The organism is Streptomyces yokosukanensis (assembly GCF_001514035.1).
Taxonomy (GTDB): Bacteria; Actinomycetota; Actinomycetes; order Streptomycetales; family Streptomycetaceae; genus Streptomyces; species Streptomyces yokosukanensis.
In genome coordinates this window covers 109,807-129,954 of sequence record NZ_KQ948217.1, presented here as the reverse complement: position 1 = coordinate 129,954, position 20,148 = coordinate 109,807, and the positions used below count along the sequence as shown (strand labels likewise).

At 72.1% G+C, this 20,148-nt stretch carries 19 protein-coding genes; 17 read left to right on the top strand and 2 right to left on the bottom strand.

Translation table 11 applies throughout. The annotated features are described in order from the left end of the window. Positions 1-119: 119 nt before the first annotated feature. The 8 genes from AQI95_RS28230 (at position 120) to AQI95_RS28195 (ending at position 8,741) form a co-directional block, all read left to right on the top strand. Entirely contained in the window at positions 120-1,226 is a 1,107-nt protein-coding gene (locus AQI95_RS28230; protein WP_067129782.1) for a quinone-dependent dihydroorotate dehydrogenase, read from the top strand. Beyond that, on the top strand, positions 1,223-2,068 hold the full coding sequence (pyrF, locus tag AQI95_RS28225) for an orotidine-5'-phosphate decarboxylase (RefSeq protein ID WP_067129779.1): 846 nt from the start codon (positions 1,223-1,225) through the stop codon (positions 2,066-2,068). Before AQI95_RS28230 ends, pyrF begins: the two co-directional genes overlap by 4 nt. Before the next feature lie 269 nt (positions 2,069-2,337). Next, positions 2,338-2,661 (top strand): integration host factor, encoded by a 324-nt coding sequence (locus AQI95_RS28220; protein WP_003977346.1) that lies wholly within the window; start codon positions 2,338-2,340, stop codon positions 2,659-2,661. A gap of 72 nt (positions 2,662-2,733) precedes the next feature. Continuing rightward, complete coding sequence (gene gmk, locus AQI95_RS28215; protein WP_067129776.1) at positions 2,734-3,291, top strand: guanylate kinase; 558 nt, start codon at positions 2,734-2,736, stop codon at positions 3,289-3,291. A gap of 38 nt (positions 3,292-3,329) precedes the next feature. Beyond that, the gene (gene rpoZ / locus AQI95_RS28210) at positions 3,330-3,602 is read left to right on the top strand and encodes a DNA-directed RNA polymerase subunit omega (protein ID WP_005319902.1); all 273 of its coding nucleotides are present in this window, start codon (positions 3,330-3,332) and stop codon (positions 3,600-3,602) included. 124 nt (positions 3,603-3,726) lie between these two features. Beyond that, positions 3,727-4,929 (top strand): bifunctional phosphopantothenoylcysteine decarboxylase/phosphopantothenate--cysteine ligase CoaBC, encoded by a 1,203-nt coding sequence (coaBC, locus tag AQI95_RS28205; RefSeq protein WP_067129773.1) that lies wholly within the window; start codon positions 3,727-3,729, stop codon positions 4,927-4,929. Positions 4,930-5,201: 272 nt separating this feature from the next. Continuing rightward, entirely contained in the window at positions 5,202-6,425 is a 1,224-nt protein-coding gene (metK, locus tag AQI95_RS28200; RefSeq protein ID WP_067129771.1) for a methionine adenosyltransferase, read from the top strand. Between the two features lie 156 nt (positions 6,426-6,581). Further along, positions 6,582-8,741, top strand: a complete 2,160-nt coding sequence (locus AQI95_RS28195) for a primosomal protein N' (RefSeq protein WP_067129769.1) — start codon at positions 6,582-6,584, stop codon at positions 8,739-8,741. 141 nt (positions 8,742-8,882) lie between these two features. On the opposite strand, the gene AQI95_RS28190 is transcribed toward AQI95_RS28195, so the two are convergent. Further along, positions 8,883-9,425, bottom strand: coding sequence for a hypothetical protein (locus tag AQI95_RS28190; protein ID WP_067129767.1), 543 nt, complete (start codon positions 9,423-9,425; stop codon positions 8,883-8,885). 331 nt (positions 9,426-9,756) lie between these two features. On the opposite strand from AQI95_RS28190, the gene fmt reads away from it, so the two are divergent. The 9 genes from fmt to AQI95_RS28145 all read left to right on the top strand — a co-directional run bounded on the left by fmt (position 9,757) and on the right by AQI95_RS28145 (position 19,255). Next, complete coding sequence (gene fmt, locus AQI95_RS28185) at positions 9,757-10,689, top strand: methionyl-tRNA formyltransferase (RefSeq protein ID WP_067129765.1); 933 nt, start codon at positions 9,757-9,759, stop codon at positions 10,687-10,689. Between the two features lie 82 nt (positions 10,690-10,771). Continuing rightward, positions 10,772-12,199, top strand: coding sequence for an RsmB/NOP family class I SAM-dependent RNA methyltransferase (locus AQI95_RS28180; protein ID WP_067129762.1), 1,428 nt, complete (start codon positions 10,772-10,774; stop codon positions 12,197-12,199). Positions 12,200-12,309: 110 nt separating this feature from the next. Further along, positions 12,310-12,996 (top strand): ribulose-phosphate 3-epimerase, encoded by a 687-nt coding sequence (rpe, locus tag AQI95_RS28175; RefSeq protein ID WP_067129760.1) that lies wholly within the window; start codon positions 12,310-12,312, stop codon positions 12,994-12,996. 90 nt (positions 12,997-13,086) lie between these two features. Further along, positions 13,087-14,130: a sugar-binding transcriptional regulator gene (locus AQI95_RS28170; RefSeq protein ID WP_067129759.1), complete on the top strand. Its 1,044-nt coding sequence runs from the start codon at positions 13,087-13,089 to the stop codon at positions 14,128-14,130. A 217-nt stretch (positions 14,131-14,347) separates the two neighbouring features. Beyond that, the gene (locus AQI95_RS28165) at positions 14,348-14,809 is read left to right on the top strand and encodes a guanyl-specific ribonuclease (RefSeq protein WP_067129757.1); all 462 of its coding nucleotides are present in this window, start codon (positions 14,348-14,350) and stop codon (positions 14,807-14,809) included. Beyond that, positions 14,806-15,159: a barstar family protein gene (locus AQI95_RS28160; protein WP_067129755.1), complete on the top strand. Its 354-nt coding sequence runs from the start codon at positions 14,806-14,808 to the stop codon at positions 15,157-15,159. Before AQI95_RS28165 ends, AQI95_RS28160 begins: the two co-directional genes overlap by 4 nt. Before the next feature lie 132 nt (positions 15,160-15,291). After that, entirely contained in the window at positions 15,292-16,734 is a 1,443-nt protein-coding gene (locus tag AQI95_RS28155) for a GuaB1 family IMP dehydrogenase-related protein (RefSeq protein WP_067130303.1), read from the top strand. 549 nt (positions 16,735-17,283) lie between these two features. Continuing rightward, positions 17,284-18,792 (top strand): amino acid permease, encoded by a 1,509-nt coding sequence (locus tag AQI95_RS28150; protein ID WP_067129753.1) that lies wholly within the window; start codon positions 17,284-17,286, stop codon positions 18,790-18,792. Positions 18,793-18,802: 10 nt separating this feature from the next. Continuing rightward, positions 18,803-19,255 carry an Lrp/AsnC family transcriptional regulator gene (locus AQI95_RS28145; protein WP_067129751.1) on the top strand — a complete coding sequence of 151 codons (453 nt, stop codon included), beginning with the start codon at positions 18,803-18,805 and terminating at the stop codon, positions 19,253-19,255. A gap of 113 nt (positions 19,256-19,368) precedes the next feature. Here the strand turns inward: AQI95_RS28145 and AQI95_RS28140 are convergent, their stop codons facing one another. Beyond that, complete coding sequence (locus AQI95_RS28140) at positions 19,369-20,109, bottom strand: GntR family transcriptional regulator (RefSeq protein ID WP_067129749.1); 741 nt, start codon at positions 20,107-20,109, stop codon at positions 19,369-19,371. Between the last annotated feature and the right edge of the window lie 39 nt (positions 20,110-20,148).

Sequence of the window (20,148 nt, the reverse complement as noted above, 5' to 3'; positions counted from 1 at the left end):
GACGACAACGCGGCAGATGTGCGTGCCGGACCCCGCGACGCCGGGATGATCCAAACGACACCCCCTAGCAGCCCCGAGGGGGACACCGGAAACGGTGTCCCCCTCTTCATGAGGACACCATGTACAAGATCTTTTTCAACCTCGTTTTCAAGCACATGGACCCCGAGCAGGCCCACCACCTGGCCTTCCGCTGGATCCGCTGCGCCGCCCGCATCCCCGTGCTGCGCACCTTCGCCGCGGCCGCCCTCGCGCCCCGCCGCAAGGAGCTGCGTACGGAGGCCTTCGGGCTGCGCATGCACGGCCCCTTCGGGCTCGCCGCCGGCTTCGACAAGAACGCCGTCGCGATCGACGGCATGTCGATGCTCGGCTTCGACCACGTCGAGATCGGCACGGTCACCGGCGAGCCGCAGCCCGGCAACCCCAAGAAGCGGCTCTTCCGCCTCGTCGCGGACCGGGCGCTCATCAACCGCATGGGCTTCAACAACGACGGCTCGCTGGCCGTGGCGGCCCGCCTCGCCACGCGCCGGCCGGTCTTCAGGACGGTCGTGGGCGTCAACATCGGCAAGACGAAGGTCGTCCCGGAGGCGGAGGCCGTCGCCGACTACGTGAAGTCCGCCGAGCGCCTCGCGCCGTACGCCGACTACCTGGTCGTCAACGTCTCCTCGCCGAACACGCCCGGCCTGCGCAACCTCCAGGCCACCGAGGCGCTGCGCCCGCTGCTGACCGCCGTGCGCGAGGCAGCCGACCGTACGGTCGCGGGCCGGCGCGTCCCGCTGCTCGTGAAGATCGCCCCGGACCTCGCCGACGAGGACGTCGACGCCGTCGCCGACCTGGCCGTGGAGCTGGGCCTGGACGGCATCATCGCCACCAACACCACCATCGCGCGCGAGAGCCTCGGCCTGACCTGCGACCCCGCGCTGGTGAAGGAGACCGGAGGCCTGTCCGGCGCCCCGCTCAAGGCGCGCTCCCTGGAGGTCCTGCGCCGTCTGTACGCGCGCGTGGGCGACCGGATCACGCTGGTGGGCGTCGGCGGCATCGAGACCGCCGAGGACGCCTGGCAGCGCATCCTGGCCGGTGCCACGCTGATCCAGGGGTACAGCGCCTTCATCTACGAGGGCCCCTTCTGGTCCCGCACGATCCACAAGGGCCTTGCCGCCCGCCTGCGCACCAGCCCGTACGCCACCCTCGCCGACGCGGTCGGCGCCGACGTGAGGAAGTCCGCATGACGTCTTACGAGCCCTTCGGCGCCCGGCTGCGCCGCGCCATGGACGAGCGCGGCCCGCTGTGCGTCGGCATCGACCCGCACGCCTCCCTGCTCGCCGAGTGGGGTCTCGACGACGACGTGGCCGGTCTGGAGCGGTTCAGCCGCACGGTCGTCGAGGCCGTGGCCGACCGGGTCGCCGTGATGAAGCCGCAGAGCGCCTTCTTCGAGCGGTTCGGCTCGCGCGGCGTCGCCGTCCTGGAGAAGGTGGTCCAGGAGGCACGCGCGGCCGGCACCCTCGTCGTGATGGACGCCAAGCGCGGCGACATCGGCTCGACCATGGCCGGGTACGCCGAGGCCTTCCTGCACAAGGACGCCCCGCTGTTCTGCGACGCCCTGACCGTCTCGCCCTACCTCGGCTACGGCTCGCTCAGCCCGGCCGTGGCGCTGGCCCGGGAGACCGGCGCCGGCCTGTTCGTGCTGGCGCTGACCTCGAACCCGGAGGGTCCCGAGGTGCAGCACGCGGTTCGCGCGGACGGCCGCACCGTCGGCGCGACCATGCTGGCCCACCTGGCCGCCGAGAACGCGGGGGAGGAGCCGCTCGGCTCCTTCGGCGCCGTCGTCGGCGCCACCGTCGGCGACCTGTCGTCCTACGACCTCGCCATCAACGGCCCGCTCCTCGCGCCCGGTGTCGGCGCGCAGGGCGCGACGCCGGCCGACCTTCCGAAGGTGTTCGGAGCGGCGCTGCACAACGTGGTTCCGAACGTCAGCCGGGGTGTGCTCCGGCACGGCCCGGACACCGGGGCGCTGCGCGCGTCCGCCGAGCGCTTCGCGCAGGAGATCCAGGTCGCCGTCGGGGGCGCCTGAGTCCTCCGACGTACGTCCCTGGTGAGCGGCGGACCGGCGACTTGATTGTGAATACATCCTCAAATCGGGGGCATTATGTCTGAAATATCCGGCCTGGCGGAGGCTGACCAGGACTTTTCCGCTGTTCTCGCTGACTCTGGCGGACTTGACCGCTAGTCTCCGAGCAGAGTGAACGGGCGAAGCGTGTTGCTCGTGGCTCGCCAGGTGTGGGGCGACTAGGTTCCTCACCGGTCCGTATCCGACAGTTCGACATCCGAGGTGACGTAGGCGTGGCTCTTCCGCCCCTTACCCCCGAACAGCGCGCAGCCGCGCTCGAAAAGGCCGCCGCGGCTCGCCGGGAGCGGGCCGAGGTCAAGAATCGACTCAAGCACTCCGGCGCCTCCCTGCACGAGGTCATCAAGCAGGGTCAGGAGAACGACGTCATCGGCAAGATGAAGGTCTCCGCACTGCTCGAGTCCCTGCCGGGCGTGGGCAAGGTCCGCGCCAAGCAGATCATGGAGCGTCTGGGCATCTCCGAGAGCCGCCGCGTGCGCGGTCTCGGTTCCAACCAGATCGCTTCTCTGGAGCGTGAGTTCGGCAGCACCGGCTCCTGAGTCCCCTCCCCGGCAGCCGGGGAGTCGGACAGGGAGTCCCGGGCACCCCGGGATTGCTGGAATAATCGCTGCATGAGTGAACGTCCGCGGCTGACCGTGCTCTCCGGCCCCTCGGGGGTCGGCAAGAGCACGGTCGTCGCCCATATGCGCAAGGAACACCCCGAGGTCTGGCTCTCGGTGTCGGCCACCACCCGTAAGCCGCGCCCCGGTGAGCGGCACGGAGTCCACTACTTCTTCGTCACCGACGAGGAGATGGACAAGCTGATCGCCAACGGCGAGCTGCTGGAGTGGGCCGAGTTCGCCGGCAACCGCTACGGCACGCCTCGCGCGGCCGTCCTGGAGCGGCTGGACAACGGCGAGCCGGTCCTGCTGGAGATCGACCTCCAGGGCGCCCGGCAGGTGCGGGAGTCGATGTCCGACGCTCAGCTGGTGTTCCTGGCTCCGCCCTCCTGGGAGGAGCTGGTGCGCAGGCTGACCGGCCGGGGCACCGAGCCGCCCGAGGTCATCGAGCGCCGGCTCGAGGCGGCCAGGACCGAGCTGGCGGCCGAGCCGGAGTTCGATACGACCCTGGTCAACACCTCCGTCGAGGACGTGGCGCGCGAGCTGCTAGCCTTGGTGGACGTTGTGTGATCGTGACTGATCTTTTTCCCTCTTTCGGAAGGTAGAGCGTGTCCTCTTCCATCACCGCGCCCGAGGGCATCATCAACCCGCCGATCGACGAGTTGCTTGAGGCCACCGACTCCAAGTACAGCCTTGTGATCTACGCCGCCAAGCGCGCGCGTCAGATCAACGCGTACTACTCCCAGCTCGGCGAGGGCCTCCTCGAGTACGTCGGTCCGCTCGTCGACACCCACGTCCACGAGAAGCCGCTCTCGATCGCGCTGCGCGAGATCAACGCGGGGCTGCTGACGTCCGAGGCCATCGAGGGCCCCGCGCAGTAGTACATGCAGCAGTACTCGCAGTAGTACTTTCAGACTGCGAATCGACTTGTCCACAGGCCCGGCAGCACATTGCCGGGCCTGTGGTGTGTGATGGTCTCGTACGTTGCCGAGCCGGGGAGAGACGGTGGACAAGCCCAAGGTCGTTCTGGGGGTCAGTGGCGGCATCGCCGCGTACAAGGCCTGTGAGCTGCTGAGAAGGTTCACGGAGTCGGGTCACGACGTTCGCGTGGTGCCCACCGCCTCCGCGTTGCACTTCGTCGGCGCCGCCACCTGGTCCGCCCTGTCCGGCAACCCCGTCTCGACGGAGGTCTGGGACGACGTCCACGAGGTCCCGCACGTCCGCATCGGCCAGCACGCCGACCTGGTGGTCGTCGCACCCGCCACGGCCGACATGCTCGCCAAGGCCGCCCACGGCCTCGCCGACGACCTGCTGACCAACACGCTCCTGACCGCCCGCTGCCCGGTGGTCTTCGCGCCCGCGATGCACACGGAGATGTGGGAGCACCCGGCCACCCAGGAGAATGTGGCCACGCTGCGCCGCCGCGGCGCCGTCGTCATCGAGCCCGCCGTCGGCCGGCTCACCGGCGTCGACACCGGCAAGGGCCGGCTGCCCGACCCGGCGGAGATCTTCGAGGTCTGCCGCCGGGTGCTGGCGCGGGGCGTCGCCGAGCCCGACCTCAAGGGGCGGCATGTCGTCGTCTCCGCCGGCGGCACCCGCGAGCCCCTCGACCCGGTCCGCTTCCTCGGCAACCGCTCCTCCGGAAAGCAGGGCTACGCCCTCGCCCGCACCGCCGCCGCCCGCGGCGCCCGGGTCACGCTCATCGCGGCCAACGCCGGGCTGCCCGACCCGGCGGGCGTGGACGTCGTACCGGTCGGCACGGCCGTCCAGCTGCGCGAGGCCGTCCTGAAGGCGGCGGCGGACGCCGACGCGGTCGTCATGGCGGCCGCAGTCGCCGACTTCCGGCCGGAGAGCTACGCCACCGGCAAGATCAAGAAGAAGGACGGTCGCGACCCCGACCCGATCGTCCTGGTGCGAAATCCGGACATCCTCGCGGAGATCTCGGCCGACCGGGCCCGCCCCGGCCAGGTGGTCGTCGGCTTCGCCGCCGAGACCGACGACGTCCTCGCCAACGGCCGCACCAAGCTCGCCCGAAAAGGCTGCGACCTGCTCGTCGTCAACGAGGTGGGGGAGCGCAAGACCTTCGGTTCCGAGGAGAACGAGGCCGTGGTGCTGGGCGCCGACGGCAGCGAGACACCGGTGCCGCACGGCCCCAAGGAAGCGCTGGCCGACACCGTCTGGGACCTGGTCGTGGGGCGGCTCGGCTGAGCCCCGCGCGCCCCCGGCGCGTGCCGGTGAGATCGTGAGGGCCCGTTGACGTCGGGCTCGATGACCGATCAAATCGGGTGTGGCGGCCCTGGCCAAGGCCGCCCGGCATTGTGCAGAATGCCCGTGCCGCAGGTCACAGCGTTCCCGAGAGGCGAGACGGGTGGCCCATCGGCCGAGTGCGACCGATAAACTGTTCACGGCGACGCCAGGCGCAGCCCCGTGCGTCGTCCGCAAATGATCAGCCAGCAGCCGCTGCAACCACAGGGAGCGTTGTGTCCCGTCGCCTGTTCACCTCGGAGTCCGTGACCGAGGGTCACCCCGACAAGATCGCTGACCAGATCAGCGACACCATTCTCGACGCGCTTCTGCGCGAGGACCCGACCTCCCGGGTCGCCGTCGAAACGCTCATCACCACCGGCCTGGTGCACGTGGCCGGCGAGGTGACGACCAAGGCGTACGCGGACATCGCGACCCTGGTCCGCAGCAAGATCCTGGAGATCGGTTACGACTCCTCCAAGAAGGGCTTCGACGGCGCTTCCTGCGGTGTGTCGGTGTCGATCGGCGCGCAGTCCCCGGACATCGCGCAGGGCGTCGACACGGCGTACGAGTCCCGGGTCGTGGGTGCTGCCGGCAGTGACGAACGCGACGAGCTGGACCAGCAGGGCGCGGGCGACCAGGGCCTGATGTTCGGCTACGCGTCCGACGAGACGCCGACCCTGATGCCGCTGCCGATCTTCCTGGCGCACCGCCTGTCGAAGCGGCTGTCCGAGGTCCGCAAGAACGGCACCATCCCCTACCTGCGCCCGGACGGCAAGACGCAGGTCACCATCGAGTACGACGGCGACAAGGCCGTACGCCTGGACACCGTGGTCGTCTCCTCCCAGCACGCGAGCGACATCGACCTGGAGTCGCTGCTGGCGCCCGACATCCGCGAGTTCGTGGTGGAGCCGGAGCTGAAGGCCCTGCTGGACGAGGGCATCAAGCTGGACACCGAGGGCTACCGCCTGCTGGTCAACCCGACCGGCCGCTTCGAGATCGGCGGCCCGATGGGCGACGCCGGTCTGACCGGCCGCAAGATCATCATCGACACCTACGGCGGCATGGCCCGCCACGGCGGCGGCGCCTTCTCCGGCAAGGACCCGTCCAAGGTGGACCGCTCGGCCGCCTACGCGATGCGCTGGGTCGCCAAGAACGTCGTCGCGGCCGGGCTCGCCTCGCGCTGCGAGGTGCAGGTCGCGTACGCGATCGGCAAGGCCGAGCCGGTCGGTCTGTTCGTGGAGACCTTCGGCACGAACAAGGTCGAGACCGAGAAGATCGAGAAGGCGATCGACGAGGTCTTCGACCTCCGTCCGGCCGCGATCATCCGCGACCTGGACCTGCTGCGCCCGATCTACTCCCAGACGGCTGCCTACGGCCACTTCGGCCGCGAGCTGCCGGACTTCACCTGGGAGCGCACGGACCGCGTGGACGCCCTGCGCAACGCCGTGGGCCTGTAAGCCCCAGGGCCGGCGAACCGGCTCACCACCGAGGCCCGGCCTCCCTTCGGGGGCCGGGCCTCGGTGGCATCAGCACGCCTCGGTGAGCCGGGCGGCGCCGGGCGGGTACCGGTGGACGGACGCCGGGTGTCAGTGCTGTTTGGTAAGAATGCAAGCGTGAGCAGCGAGAACGGGGATCCCGGGGCAGAGGGGGACGGCGGGGCCGCACAGGCGCCGCCGGAGCAGCTCGCGCTCATCCGGGAGAGCGTGCGCAAGGCGAAGACACCCCGCGCCAAGCCGCGGACCTGGCGGGGCGCCGCGCTTGCGAAGGACCTGCCCGTCGCGCGGGTGCTGGTCGACAAGGGCGTCCTGCACCTCGACCGGTACTTCGACTACGCGGTGCCCGAGGAGCTGGACGCGCAGGCACAGCCCGGCGTGCGGGTGCGGGTGCGGTTCGGGGCCGGGCGGCACCGGGTGCGCGAGGGGCGCCGCGAGGGCGGCGGGCTCATCGACGGGTTCCTCGTCGAGCGGCGGGCCGAGTCCGACTACAGCGGACCGCTGGCCGCCCTCGCCCAGGTCGTCTCGCCGGAGCCGGTGCTGAGCGAGGAACTGCTGTGCCTCGCGCGAGCCGTCGCCGACCGGTACGCCGGAAGCCTCGCCGATGTGCTCCAGCTGGCCGTACCGCCGCGCAACGCGCGCGCCGAGCAGCGGCCGTCGCCCGCGCCGCTGCCCCCGCCGACGGCGCCGGAGACGGCTTCCTTCGGGAGGTACGAGCACGGCGGCGCGTTCCTGGACGCGCTGGCCTGCGGCGGATCGCCCAGGGCTGTCTGGAACGCGCTGCCGGGCCCGCTGTGGAGCGAGGAGCTGGCCCGCGCCGTCGCCGCCACCCTCGCCTCGGGACGCGGCGCCCTCGTCGTCGTACCGGACGGACGGGCCGCCGCGCGGGTCGATGCCGCGCTCACCGCGCTGCTCGGCACCGGGCGGCATGCGCTGCTCACGGCCGACGCCGGGCCCGAGAAGCGGTACGCGCAGTGGCTCGCGGTGCGCCGGGGCTCCGTACGCGCCGTGGTCGGTACGCGGGCGGCCATGTTCGCGCCCGTGCAGGACCTCGGGCTCGTCGCCGTCTGGGACGACGGCGACGACAGCCACAGCGAGCAGCACGCCCCGCAGCCGCACGCGCGCGATGTGCTGCTGCTGCGCGCCGCGCTGGACCAGTGCGCCTTCCTGCTCGGCGGATTCGGCTGCACCGTCGAGGCCGCCCAGCTCGTGGAGAGCGGCTGGGCCCGGCCGCTGATCGCCGGCCGGGAGCAGGTCCGCCGGGCCGCGCCGCTGGTCAGGACGGTCGGGGACGACGACCTCGCACGCGACGAGGCGGCCCGCGCCGCCCGGCTGCCGACCCTCGCCTGGCAGACGGCCCGCGAGGGGCTGCGGCACGGGCCGGTGCTGGTGCAGGTGCCCCGGCGCGGTTACGCGCCCCGCATGGCCTGCGCCCAGTGCCGGGCGCCCGCCCGCTGCCGGCACTGCTCCGGGCCGCTCCAGGGCCAGGACGCGGGGGTGCTGCGGTGCGGCTGGTGCGGGCGCGAGGAGAGCGCGTGGCACTGCCCGGAATGCGGCGGCTTCCGGCTGCGGGCCCAGATCGTGGGGGCGCGGCGGACGGCCGAGGAACTGGGGCGCGCCTTTCCCGCCGTCCCGGTGCGCACCTCGGGGCGGGAGCATGTGCTGGACACGGTGCCGGAGACGCCCGCCCTGGTCGTGAGCACCCCGGGCGCCGAACCCGTCGCGGAGGGCGGCTATGCGGCGGCCCTGCTGCTGGACGGATGGGCGATGCTCGTACGACCGGACCTGCGGGCCGGTGAGGACGCGTTGCGCCGCTGGATCGCGGCGGGCGCGCTGGTACGGCCGCAGAGCGAGGGGGGCACGGTGGTCGTGGTGGCCGAGCCGACGCTGCGGCCCGTGCAGGCCCTGGTGCGGTGGGACCCCGTCGGGCACGCGGTGCGGGAACTGGCCGAGCGGGCCGAGCTGGGCTTCCCGCCGGTGTCGCGGATGGCGGCCGTCTCCGGGACACCGGAGGCCCTCGCCGAGTTCCTGGCCTCGGTCGAACTGCCCTCGGACGCGGAAGTGTTGGGACCGGTGCCCGTACCGCCGTCGCCGCCCGGACGGCCTCGCAGGCCCGGAGCGCCGCCGCCGGGCGAGCACTGGGACCGGGCACTGGTGCGGGTACCGCCGGGCAGCGGGGCCGCGTTGGCCGCCGCGCTGAAGGCCGCTCAGGCCGCGCGCATGGCACGGGGGAGCGGGGAGGCGGTGCGGGTGCGGATCGATCCGGCGGACATCGGCTGAGGGCGGCCGTCGAAGCAAGCCGGGCCCTGCCGGGAGCCGCGCGGAGCGAGGCGGACGGCGTCGGATGTCCGGGGCGCCGTGTCGGCGCGGACGTCTGGCCCTCCCGGATGTGCGGTGTCCCCGGGAGGGCGGCGCGAGGTGTCAGCCGTTGCGCGGGCCGGGGAAGGCCGTCGGACGGGCGTCGTCGCGCAGGGCGGAGCTGCCCGCCGTCGGCTGCGTGGGCATCGAACGGGCCGCGGGGACCGTCGGGACCGTGGGCAGCGCGGTGTTCGCATTGAGCGTGCGGGTCCCGGAGGGCTCCGGGCCGCGCTCGGCCTCGGCAGCCGCCTGGGTCGCGGCGCGGCGGGCGCCGTAACGGCGGTGCACCGCCTGCTTGGTGACTCCGAGCGCCGAGCCCACCGCGTCCCACGAGAAGCCGAGTGAGCGGTCGAAGTCCACGGCGGCCGTGACCAGGGTTTCGACACTGTCCCGGAGTTCCTGGGCAAGGCGCACCGTCGGGGCGGGGGCGCGTCCGTAGACGACGAAGCCCGTGGACGGGCCGGAGCGGCGCGGACGGTAGACATTTCCCAGCTGGGCGGTGAGCGTGCGCAGCGCGTCCACCTGCCGGCGGACCCGTTCGATGTCCCGCACCAGCAAGTGCAGGCTGGCCCGGGCCTGGGCGTCGTGGGTTGCGTGGTCGGCCATGAACAAGCCTCTCGAACCGGCGTTGAAAGGAATTGGGCCGCCACAGCGGCCCCAGGTGGTCAACTCTTTCTTGACCAACGCGTGCGCGCTCCGCTGGTCACGGGGTGGGGGCGTACCGGCATATGCGTACGCCGGTCGTCCGGGCGTGCGCCCGGGGTGCTGCGGCGTCCGCGCACCCCCCGGTTCCCGTCGGCCGCAAGGGCCGGACGACCGGCGGCGGTTCCGCGCCGCTGACGGCCACGCGTACGCGGTCCTCACCCGTCTGTCCCCTCGGGGCCATAGACTGGTGCGCTGCCCGTCCCACCCCCGCCCGAGAGGCCCGATCCCGCCCATGAAGCTCGTCTTCGCCGGTACCCCCGAGGTCGCCGTTCCCGCTCTGGACGCTCTGATCGCCTCCGGGCGGCACGAGGTGGCCGCCGTCGTCACGCGGCCCGACGCGCCGGCCGGGCGCGGGCGCAGGCTGGTCGCGTCGCCCGTGGCCGAGCGGGCCGAGGAGGCCGGGATCGAGGTCCTCAAGCCCCTCAAGCCGCGGGATCCCGAGTTCCTGGAGCGGCTGAAGGAGATCGGCCCGGACTGCTGCCCGGTCGTCGCCTACGGCGCCCTGCTGCCGAGGGTCGCCCTCGACGTACCGGCCCACGGCTGGGTCAACCTGCACTTCTCGCTGCTGCCCGCCTGGCGCGGGGCGGCTCCGGTGCAGCACGCGATCATGGCGGGTGACGAGATCACCGGCGCCTCCACCTTCCTCATCGAGGAGGGACTGGACTCCGGGCCCGTCTACGGCACCGTGACCGAGGAGGTCAGGGCCACCGACACCAGCGGCGATCTGCTCACCCGGCTCGCCTTCGCCGGCGCCGGGCTGCTCGCCGCGACCATGGACGGCATCGAGGACGGCTCGCTGAAGGCCGTACCGCAGCCGGCCGAGGGCATCACCGTCGCGCCGAAGATCACCGTCGAGGACGCCAGGGTCGACTGGGCCGCGCCCGCGCTGCGCGTCGACCGGGTCGTGCGCGGCTGCACCCCGGCGCCCGGCGCCTGGACCACCTTGCGCGGCGAGCGCCTCAAGCTCATCCACGTCACGCCCGTGCCCGAGCGCACCGACCTCGCGCCGGGGCGGATGGCGATCGGCAAGAACAGCGTGCACGTGGGCACCGGCTCGTACGCCGTCGAGCTGCTCTGGGTGCAGGCGCAGGGCAAGAAGCCGATGCGGGCCGCCGACTGGGCCCGCGGCGTGCGCATCACCGAGAGCGAGGCGCTCGGCGGCTGAGGGCCCGGTCGAAGGGTCTGACGGTGCATCGACGTAGGCTGGGATGCGCACCCCTTCCTGATACATCCGGAGCACCTTTTTCGTGAGCGAGCAGTCCCGGCGGCCGCGCAGGCCCGCCAAGCCCTACCGCCGTCCGCAGAAGGACCCCGTCCGCATCCTGGCCTTCGAGGCGCTGCGCGCGGTCGACGAGCGGGACGCGTACGCCAACCTCGTGCTGCCTCCGCTGCTGCGCAAGGCGCGTGAGAAGGAGGGGCCGGAGAACTTCGACGCGCGGGACGCGGCCCTCGCCACCGAGCTGGTGTACGGCACGCTGCGGCGGCAGGGCACGTACGACGCGGTGATCGCCGCCTGCGTCGACCGGCCGCTGCGCGAGGTCGACCCGCCGGTGCTCGACGTGCTCAGCCTCGGTGCGCACCAGCTGCTCGGGACGCGGATTCCGACGCACGCCGCCGTGTCCGCCTCGGTCGAGCTGGCGCGGGTGGTGCTCGGCGACGGGCGGGCCAAGTTCGTCAACGCAGTACTGCGCAAGGTCGCGCAGCACGACCTCGACGGATGGCTGGAGAAGGTCGCGCCGCCGTACGACGAGGACGCCGAGGACCACCTGGCCGTCGTCCACTCGCACCCCCGCTGGGTCGTCTCCGCGCTCTGGGACTCCCTCGGCGGCGGGCGCGCCGGTATCGAGGACCTGCTGGAGGCCGACAACGAGCGGCCCGAGGTGACCCTGGTCGCGCGGCCGGGCCGGGCCACCACCGAGGAACTGCTGCGCGAGGAGGCGGCCGTACCGGGGCGCTGGTCGCCGTACGCGGTGCGGCTCGCCGAGGGCGGTGAGCCGGGCGCGGTGCAGGCCGTCCGCGAGGGCCGGGCCGGCGTGCAGGACGAGGGCAGCCAGTTGGTCGCCCTGGCGCTCGCGGGCGCGCCCGTCGAGGGGTCCGACACCAGGTGGCTGGACGGGTGCGCGGGGCCCGGCGGCAAGGCCGCGCTGCTGGCCGCCCTCGCCGCCGAGCGGGGCGCCACGCTGCTCGCCTCCGAGAAGCAGCCGCACCGGGCGGGGCTGGTCGCCAAGGCGCTGGCCGGCAACCCGGGGCCGTACCAGGTCATCGCGGCCGACGGGACCCGGCCGCCGTGGCAGCCCGGCACCTTCGACCGGGTGCTGATGGACGTGCCGTGCACCGGGCTCGGCGCGCTGCGCCGGCGCCCCGAGGCCCGCTGGCGGCGCCGCCCGGAGGACCTGGACAACTTCGCGCCGCTGCAGCGTGCCCTGCTGCGCACCGCGCTCGACTCGGTGCGCGTCGGCGGGATCGTCGGCTACGCGACCTGCTCACCGCACCTGGCCGAGACCCGCGCGGTCGTCGCCGACGTGCTCAAGCAGCGCCCGGGCTGCGAGCTGATCGACGCCCGTCCGATGCTGCCCGGTGTCCCGGCGCTCGGCGACGGGCCGGACGTGCAGCTCTGGCCCCATGTGCACGGCACCGACGCGATGTATCTGGCGCTCATCCGCCGTACCGCCTGAGGCCGCGGACGCGTCGAGCGTCATCCACAGGCGGCCATGAAAGTACGATGATCGGTATCGCCTGTGGACCGGCGCGAACATTCGTGCCCCGGACATGGCAGTCTTGGGGCATGGCCGTGCAGATCAACCCCAGCATCCTGTCCGCCGACTTCGCCCGCCTCGCGGAGGAGGCCAAGGCGGTCCAAGGCGCCGACTGGCTCCATGTCGACGTCATGGACAACCACTTCGTCCCGAACCTCACGCTCGGTGTGCCGGTGGTGGAGTCCCTGGCCCGTGCGACGGACACCCCGCTGGACTGCCACCTGATGATCGAGGACCCCGACCGCTGGGCACCCCAGTACGTCGAGGCGGGCGCCTCCTCCGTCACCTTCCACGTGGAGGCGGCCGCCGCACCCGTGCGGCTCGCCCGGGAGATCCGCGCCAAGGGCGCCCGCGCCTCCATGGCGCTGAAGCCGGCGACGCCGATCGAGCCGTACGAGGACCTCCTCCCGGAACTCGACATGCTGCTGATCATGACGGTCGAGCCCGGCTTCGGCGGCCAGGCGTTCCTCGACATCATGCTGCCCAAGATCCGCCGCACCCGTGAGCTGATCGGCAAGCACGGCCTGCAGCTGTGGCTCCAGGTGGACGGCGGTGTCTCGGCCTCGACGATCGAGCGGTGCGCGGACGCGGGAGCGGACGTGTTCGTCGCCGGCTCGGCCGTGTACGGCGCGCAGGACCCGGCGGAGGCGGTCCGTGCCCTGCGCAGTCAGGCGGCAGCGGCCACCGCCAAGGCCTCGTGGGCATGCGACCACTGAGCCACGGCTACGTGAACGGTTAAGGGAACGGCCCCGATCAGGGCAGATCCGTAGCGCCGAATCTGCAAGGATGAACGGCGAATCCAGAGTGTGAACAGCAGTGAGGAGATCGCCGTGTCGGGTATGTCGGCGGGCCGGTCAGCCATGCGGATGGGACCCGCAGAGCTGGTGCAGGCGGCGGCCATGGCCCGCCGCTTCTACCTCGAGGGCAAGTCCAAGATCCAGATCGCGGAGGAGTTCGGCGTCAGCCGCTTCAAGGTGGCCCGGGTCCTGGAGACGGCTCTCGAACGGGATCTCGTACGCATCGAGATCCGTGTCCCGGCCGAGCTGGACGCCGAGCGCTCCGACGCGCTCCGCGCCCGCTACGGCCTGAGGCACGCCGTGGTGGTCGAGTCCCCGGCCGAGGCCGAGGAGACTCCCGACCCCGAGAACCTCGGCGAGGTCGCCGCCGACCTGCTCGGCGAGCTCGTCGACGAGGGAGACGTGCTCGGGCTGGCCTGGGGCCGGTCCACCATCCACATGGCGGCGGCGCTCGACCGGCTGCCGCCGTGCACGGTCGTGCAGCTGACGGGCGTGTACGACGCCGGGACCTCGGAGCGCGGCTCGGTCGAGGCCGTCCGCCGCGCCGCCCAGGTGTCGGGCGGCGACGCCCACCCGATCTACGCGCCGATGCTGCTGCCGGACGCCGCCACCGCTGCGGCCCTGCGCAACCAGACCGGGATCGCCCGGGCCTTCGAGTACTTCGACAAGGTCACGGTCGCCTGTGTCTCCATCGGTTCCTGGGAGCCGGGCATCTCGACGGTGCACGACATGCTCAGCGACGAGGAGCGGGCGCACTACGCCTCGCTCGGCGTGGCCGCCGAGATGGCCGCGCACCTCTTCGACGCCGACGGGCGCCGGATCGGGCGGGACCTGGGGGAGCGGTGCATCACGGTCAAGGCCGACCAGCTGCGCCGTATCCCGGAGGTCGTGGCGATCGCCGGTGGGCAGCGCAAGGCGTCCGCGATCGACGCGGTGCTGCGGTCGGGGCTGGTCACCAGCCTGGTGACGGACACCTCCGCCGCGGACTATCTGATGACGGCGGGTCCGACGCCGAAGCCGACGCTCGGCCGGGCCGACCCGGACGGCATCTGACAGGCCCGCGCGGCCCGTCATGGGGCGTGTCCCATGGCGGGTTCGTGGGGTTCAGGGGGGCGGGGCAAGCCGCTGCAGCGGGGCGCGGGGGAGGCTGTGGTGAGGACGGTCGCGGTGGGTCGCGGAGCCGTCGCGGCCGGACGGGCGTGGCAGCATCGTCGGCATGTCGCTGCGGTTCATCCCTCTCCCACGGCCCCACAGGGCAGGACGGCCTCTGATGCCGCCCCTCGCTCCCGGACGGTCCCTGACGGTGCCCCGTGCGCTCGTCGGACTCCTGGCCGTCGTTCTCGCCGCCTTGCTCGCGGGGTGCTCGTCCGGGTCGGGGCCGGGCTCCGGCGCCGGGACGGCCACGGGTCCGCGTCCGGCCGGCACCAGCGCGTCCGCACCGGCGTGGGCGCACGGGATGGGCACGGTCAGGGAGTCCCGGCTCCCGGCCGAGGCCCGCACCGCGCTCGCCCGCATCGACAGGGGCGGCCCCTTCCCGTACGCCAAGGACGGCGTCGTCTTCGGGAACTACGAGGGCCGTCTGCCGGGGCACCGGCGCGGCTACTACCACGAGTACACCGTCAAGACGCCCGGCTCGCGCGATCGTGGGGCCCGGCGCATCGTCACCGGGCAGGGCGGGGAGATCTACTACACCGATGATCACTACAACTCGTTCCGGGCGGTGCTGAGATGAGCGAAGACCCGACCGACCTGACGGGGCGGCTCGTCGTCACCCTGGACCTCGACGGTGTCACCGACAAGGCCGGGCTGATGGACCGGGCCGCCCGGGCGCTGGCGCTGCCCGACTGGTTCGGGCGCAACTGGGACGCGCTGGTCGACTCCCTCTGCGACCACACCGTCTGGCCCGAGGGAGCCGTCGAACAAGGCCTGTTGATCGTCGTCCGCGGCTGGCAGCCGTACAGCGAGGCGCGGCCCGGCGAGTGGCGGACGGCCCAGGACGTGTTCGCAGAAGCGGTGGACCGGACACCCGCGCTGGCCGTCGTGCTGGCCCTGGGCGGTTCGCGCCTTGGAGGATCATCCTAGAAGATCGGCGGTCACCCTGGAGGTTCCGTGGGGGCGTGACAACGGCGCGGACATGGGAGAATGAAGTACGTGCTCTTTCCCCCTGGCACACCTGTCCGGGGGTCGCCTCTGAACGACTGGGATGTGCAGCACGTGCGTTTCCTCAATGACATCCAGCCCGCGTACGACCTGACGTACGACGACGTGTTCATGGTGCCGAGCCGCTCCGCGGTCGGCTCGCGTCAGGGCGTGGACCTCGCCTCGCCGGACGGCACGGGCACCACCATCCCGCTCGTCGTCGCCAACATGACCGCGATCGCCGGCCGCCGTATGGCCGAGACGGTGGCGCGCCGCGGTGGCCTGGTGGTCATCCCGCAGGACATCCCGATCGACGTCGTCACCGACGTCGTCTCCTGGGTGAAGAGCCGCCACCTGGTGCTCGACACGCCGATCGTGCTCGCCCCGCACCAGACCGTCGCCGACGCCCTGGCCCTGCTGCCGAAGCGGGCGCACAACGCCGGTGTGGTCGTCGACGAGAACCAGCGGCCGGTCGGTGTCGTCACCGACCAGGACCTGACCGGCGTCGACCGCTTCACGCAGCTCGAGGTCGTCATGTCCAAGGACCTGCTGCTGCTCGACGCGGACATCGACCCGCGCGAGGCCTTCAACCGGCTGGACGCGGCCAACCGCCGCTACGCCCCGGCCGTCGACAAGGACGGCAAGCTCGTCGGCATCCTCACCCGCAAGGGCGCCCTGCGCGCCACGCTGTACACCCCGGCCGTCGACGCGCACGGCAAGCTGCGCATCGCCGCCGCCGTCGGCATCAACGGCGACGTGGCCGGCAAGGCCAAGCAGCTGCTCGACGCGGGTGTGGACACGCTCGTCATCGACACCGCGCACGGCCACCAGGAGTCGATGATCAGCGCGATCAAGCTGGTCCGCGCGCTCGACCCGCACGTGCCGATCGCCGCGGGCAACATCGTCTCCGCCGAGGGCGTCAAGGACCTGATCGACGCGGGCGCGGACATCATCAAGGTCGGTGTGGGCCCCGGCGCCATGTGCACCACCCGCATGATGACCGGCGTGGGCCGGCCGCAGTTCTCCGCGGTGCTGGAGTGCGCCGCCGAGGCCAGGAAGTACGGCAAGCACGTGTGGGCCGACGGTGGTGTCCGGCACCCGCGCGACGTGGCCATGGCCCTCGCGGCCGGCGCGTCCAACGTGATGGTCGGCTCCTGGTTCGCCGGTACGTACGAGTCGCCGGGCGACCTCCAGCACGACGCGAACGGCCGTGCCTACAAGGAGTCCTTCGGCATGGCGTCCGCGCGCGCCGTGGCCAACCGTACGTCGGAGGAGTCGGCCTACGACCGCGCCCGCAAGGCGCTGTTCGAGGAGGGCATCTCCACCTCCCGCATGTTCCTCGACCCGGCCTGCCCGGGCGTCGAGGACCTGATCGACTCGATCATCGCGGGCGTCCGCTCCTCCTGCACCTATGCCGGCGCCGGCTCCCTGGAGGAGTTCGCCGAGAAGGCCATCGTCGGCATCCAGAGCGCCGCCGGCTACGCCGAGGGCAAGCCGCTGCACGCCAGCTGGAGCTGACCGGCGACCCATCCTCCCCGACGGCCCCCGTCCCTCCCGCACCCGGGAGGAACGGGGGCCGTCGGCGTGTCCGGAGCCGCAGCCGCAGCCTCGTTCACGGCGACGACGGCGCCGCCTTCATGTGTCCGAAAATCCGCCCGGAAGTCGCCCGAAAATCCGCCCGGAAGCCGCCCGGGGGGTCCGTCCGGAAGTCGCTCGAAGGCCCGTCCGGAAGTCCGTCCGGAAATCGTCCGGAAGGTGCCCGGAAGCCGTCCGGAAGGTATCCGGACGTATCCGGAAGGTCCGTACTCACTTGTGCACGCAAAGGCGCATCTGAGATCGCCGTGCAACGGTCGACAGCCCACGTGCAACGATTTGTCATTCCGGTCCCATGAACGCAATGATCATGCGGGGACGCGCAAGGTTGCTGCATTACGCCCGTGAAGGCCTGGCTCATAGGGTGCTCGTCTGTACGTGGCGTGGCGGGAACCCCGCTCGGTGGGTTCCTGCCCTCGCGGGGCTGCCGCCGGTCCCCGTCCGCAATGACCGGCATCGAGAAGGAGCCAGCGCGTGCTCGACCAAGGCGCACCCCCGCACGACCGCACAGCGACCGCCCCCGTGACCCCGGGCCTCGCCGCGCGCCTCATGCGGCGCAAGCCCGTGGAACGCCTGGTCGCTGAGGGCGGCCAGGGCGAGGGGGGCTCGCTCCGGCGCTCCCTCGGGCTGTGGCAGCTGACGATGATCAGCATCGGTGCCACCCTCGGCACCGGCATCTTCGTCGTCCTCGGCAACGCCGTCCCGAAGGCGGGCCCGGCCGTCACCCTCTCCTTCGTGATCGCCGGTCTCACCGCGCTGTTCTCGGCCCTGTCCTACGCCGAGCTGGCGGGCACCATCCCGGTCTCCGGCTCCTCGTACTCGTACGCATACGCAACGATGGGCGAGCTGATCGCCTGGGTCTGCGGCTGGTGTCTGCTGCTGGAGTACGGCGTGTCGGTGGCCGCCGTGGCCGTCGGCTGGGGCGAGTACCTCAACGAGCTGCTGGACGGCACGATAGGCGTGACCCTCCCGACGGCCCTGTCGGCTCCGCCCGGCGACGGCGGCATCTTCAACCTGCCCGCGCTGATCGTCGTCGTCCTCGCGATGGTGTTCCTGCTCGGCGGCGCCAAGGAGTCGGCGCGGGCCAACACCATCATGGTGTGCGTGAAGATCGCGGCGCTGGTGCTGTTCTGCGCCATCGGCTTCATGGGCTTCAAGTCCGGCAACTACTCGAACTTCATGCCGCTCGGGATGGCGGGCGTCAGCGGGGCCGCCGGCACGCTGTTCTTCTCGTACATCGGCTTCGACGCCGCTTCCACGGCCGGTGAGGAGGCCAAGAACGCCCAGCGCGACCTGCCCCGCGCGATCATGCTGTCCCTGGTCATCGTGACCGCCCTGTACGTGCTGGTCGCGGCCGTCGCCGTCGGTGCCAAGCCGTGGCGGAGCTTCAACGACTCCGAGGCCGCGCTCGCCCAGATCATGAAGGACGTCACCGGGCAGAGCTTCTGGGGAACGCTGCTGGCCGCCTGCGCCGTCATCGCCATCGCGAGTGTCGTCCTGACCGTGCTCTACGGCCAGACCCGCATCCTGTTCGCCATGGCCCGCGACGGCCTCGTGCCCAAGATCTTCGCCAAGGTGCACCCGAAGACCGGCGCCCCCCGCGCCAACACGGTGATCGTCTCCCTGTTCTGCGGTGTCCTCGCCGCCGCGATCCCGCTGGGCCAGCTGGCGGACGCCACCAGCATCGGCACGCTGTTCGCCTTCGCGCTGGTCAACGTAGCCGTCGTGGTGCTGCGCCGCACCCGCCCGAACATGCGCCGCACCTTCCGTGTGCCGCTGTCTCCGGTGCTGCCCGCGCTGGGCCTCGCCTTCTGCGTCTGGATGATGGGCAGCCTGTCCGCCGTCACGTGGATCGTGTTCGGTGTCTGGATGGCCGTCGGGCTCGTGTTCTACTTCGTATACGGCTATCGCCGTTCCCGTCTCGCGACCGGTGAGCACCTTGCGGTGGCGGCGGAGAAGCAAGTGACCGAACCGAAGAAGTGAACCACCCCCTGTGCTGAACGATCTCGACGAACGCATCGTGCACGCCCTCGCCGAGGACGCCCGCCGCTCCTACGCGGACATCGGGCAACTGGTCGGCCTGTCCGCCCCCGCGGTCAAGCGGCGCGTGGACCGGCTGCGGGCCACCGGAGCCATCACCGGATTCACCGTCCGGGTGGACCCGGCGGCGCTCGGCTGGGAGACCGAGGGCTATATCGAGATCCACTGCCGGCGCAACACCTCGCCGGAGACCATCCAGCGGGGGCTGGAGCGCTACCAGGAGGTCGTGGCCGCGTCGACCGTCACCGGCGACGCGGACGCGATCGCCCAGGTCTTCGCCTCCGACATGCGTCACTTCGAACGCGTGCTGGAACGGATCGCCGGGGAGCCGTTCGTGGAACGGACCAAGTCGGTGCTGGTGCTGTCACCGTTGCTGCGGCGCTTTTCCTCCGGGGCGCCGGGGTAGGCCCGGATTCCGGCCCCGGGCGCGGGTCGGCCCGCGCGGTGCCTGATCGACGTCAGCGTGCGGCGCATCCCTGCGATGTGGGCAGTGCGGCCGGTGCCACGGGAACGCCCCGCTCACTCCGCCGTTTTCCGCGCCAGCGCGTTGTTCCCGATCGAGTTGCGTACGGCGAAGCTCACCGCGTCCGAGCGGTAGCGGTCGTCCGACCACTCCACCGGGCGCCCCTCGCGTGTCGTCGTCACCCGGCGCACCCGCAGCAGCGGACTCGTACGGCGGATGCCCAGCAGCTCGGCGTCCTGGGCGCCCGCCGCCACCGCGTCGATGATGTGCTCGCCGTAGGCGAAGACCAACCCCGTGTCGTCGAAGAGGCGTTGGGTGACGGAGGGGCAGTCCGGCTCGATCGACTCGACCGCCGGGGAGATCCAGTCGGCGTAGACCGTGCGCTCCAGCAGGACCGGTTCGCCGTCCAGGCCGCGGATCCGGAGCACATGCAACACCTGTGTCCCGATGGGGAGTTGGAGGCGTACGGCGTCCTCGTGCGTCGCCGGGCGGTACTCCTGGGCCACCACATGGCCCGTGGCCCCGCGGCCCATCGCCCGCGCCCACTGGGCGAAGCTGCGCAGTTCCTCGAAGCTCTGGCTGCGGCGGCTGGCGAGCACGACGCGCCGGGCGCCCTGGCGGGAGCCGATCAGCCCCTCGGCGGTGAGGGTCGCGACGGCCTGGCGGACCGTGCCGCGCGAGACGGCGTAGTGCGCGGCAAGCTCCGATTCCGAGGGCAGTCGACTGCCGACCGTGTACTCCTCGCGGTCGATCGCCCGCCGCAGCTCGTCGGCGATCTCCTCGTGTCGCGCCGTCATGCTTCCCCTCTGCTCGGGTCACTGTGCACAGCGTGACCA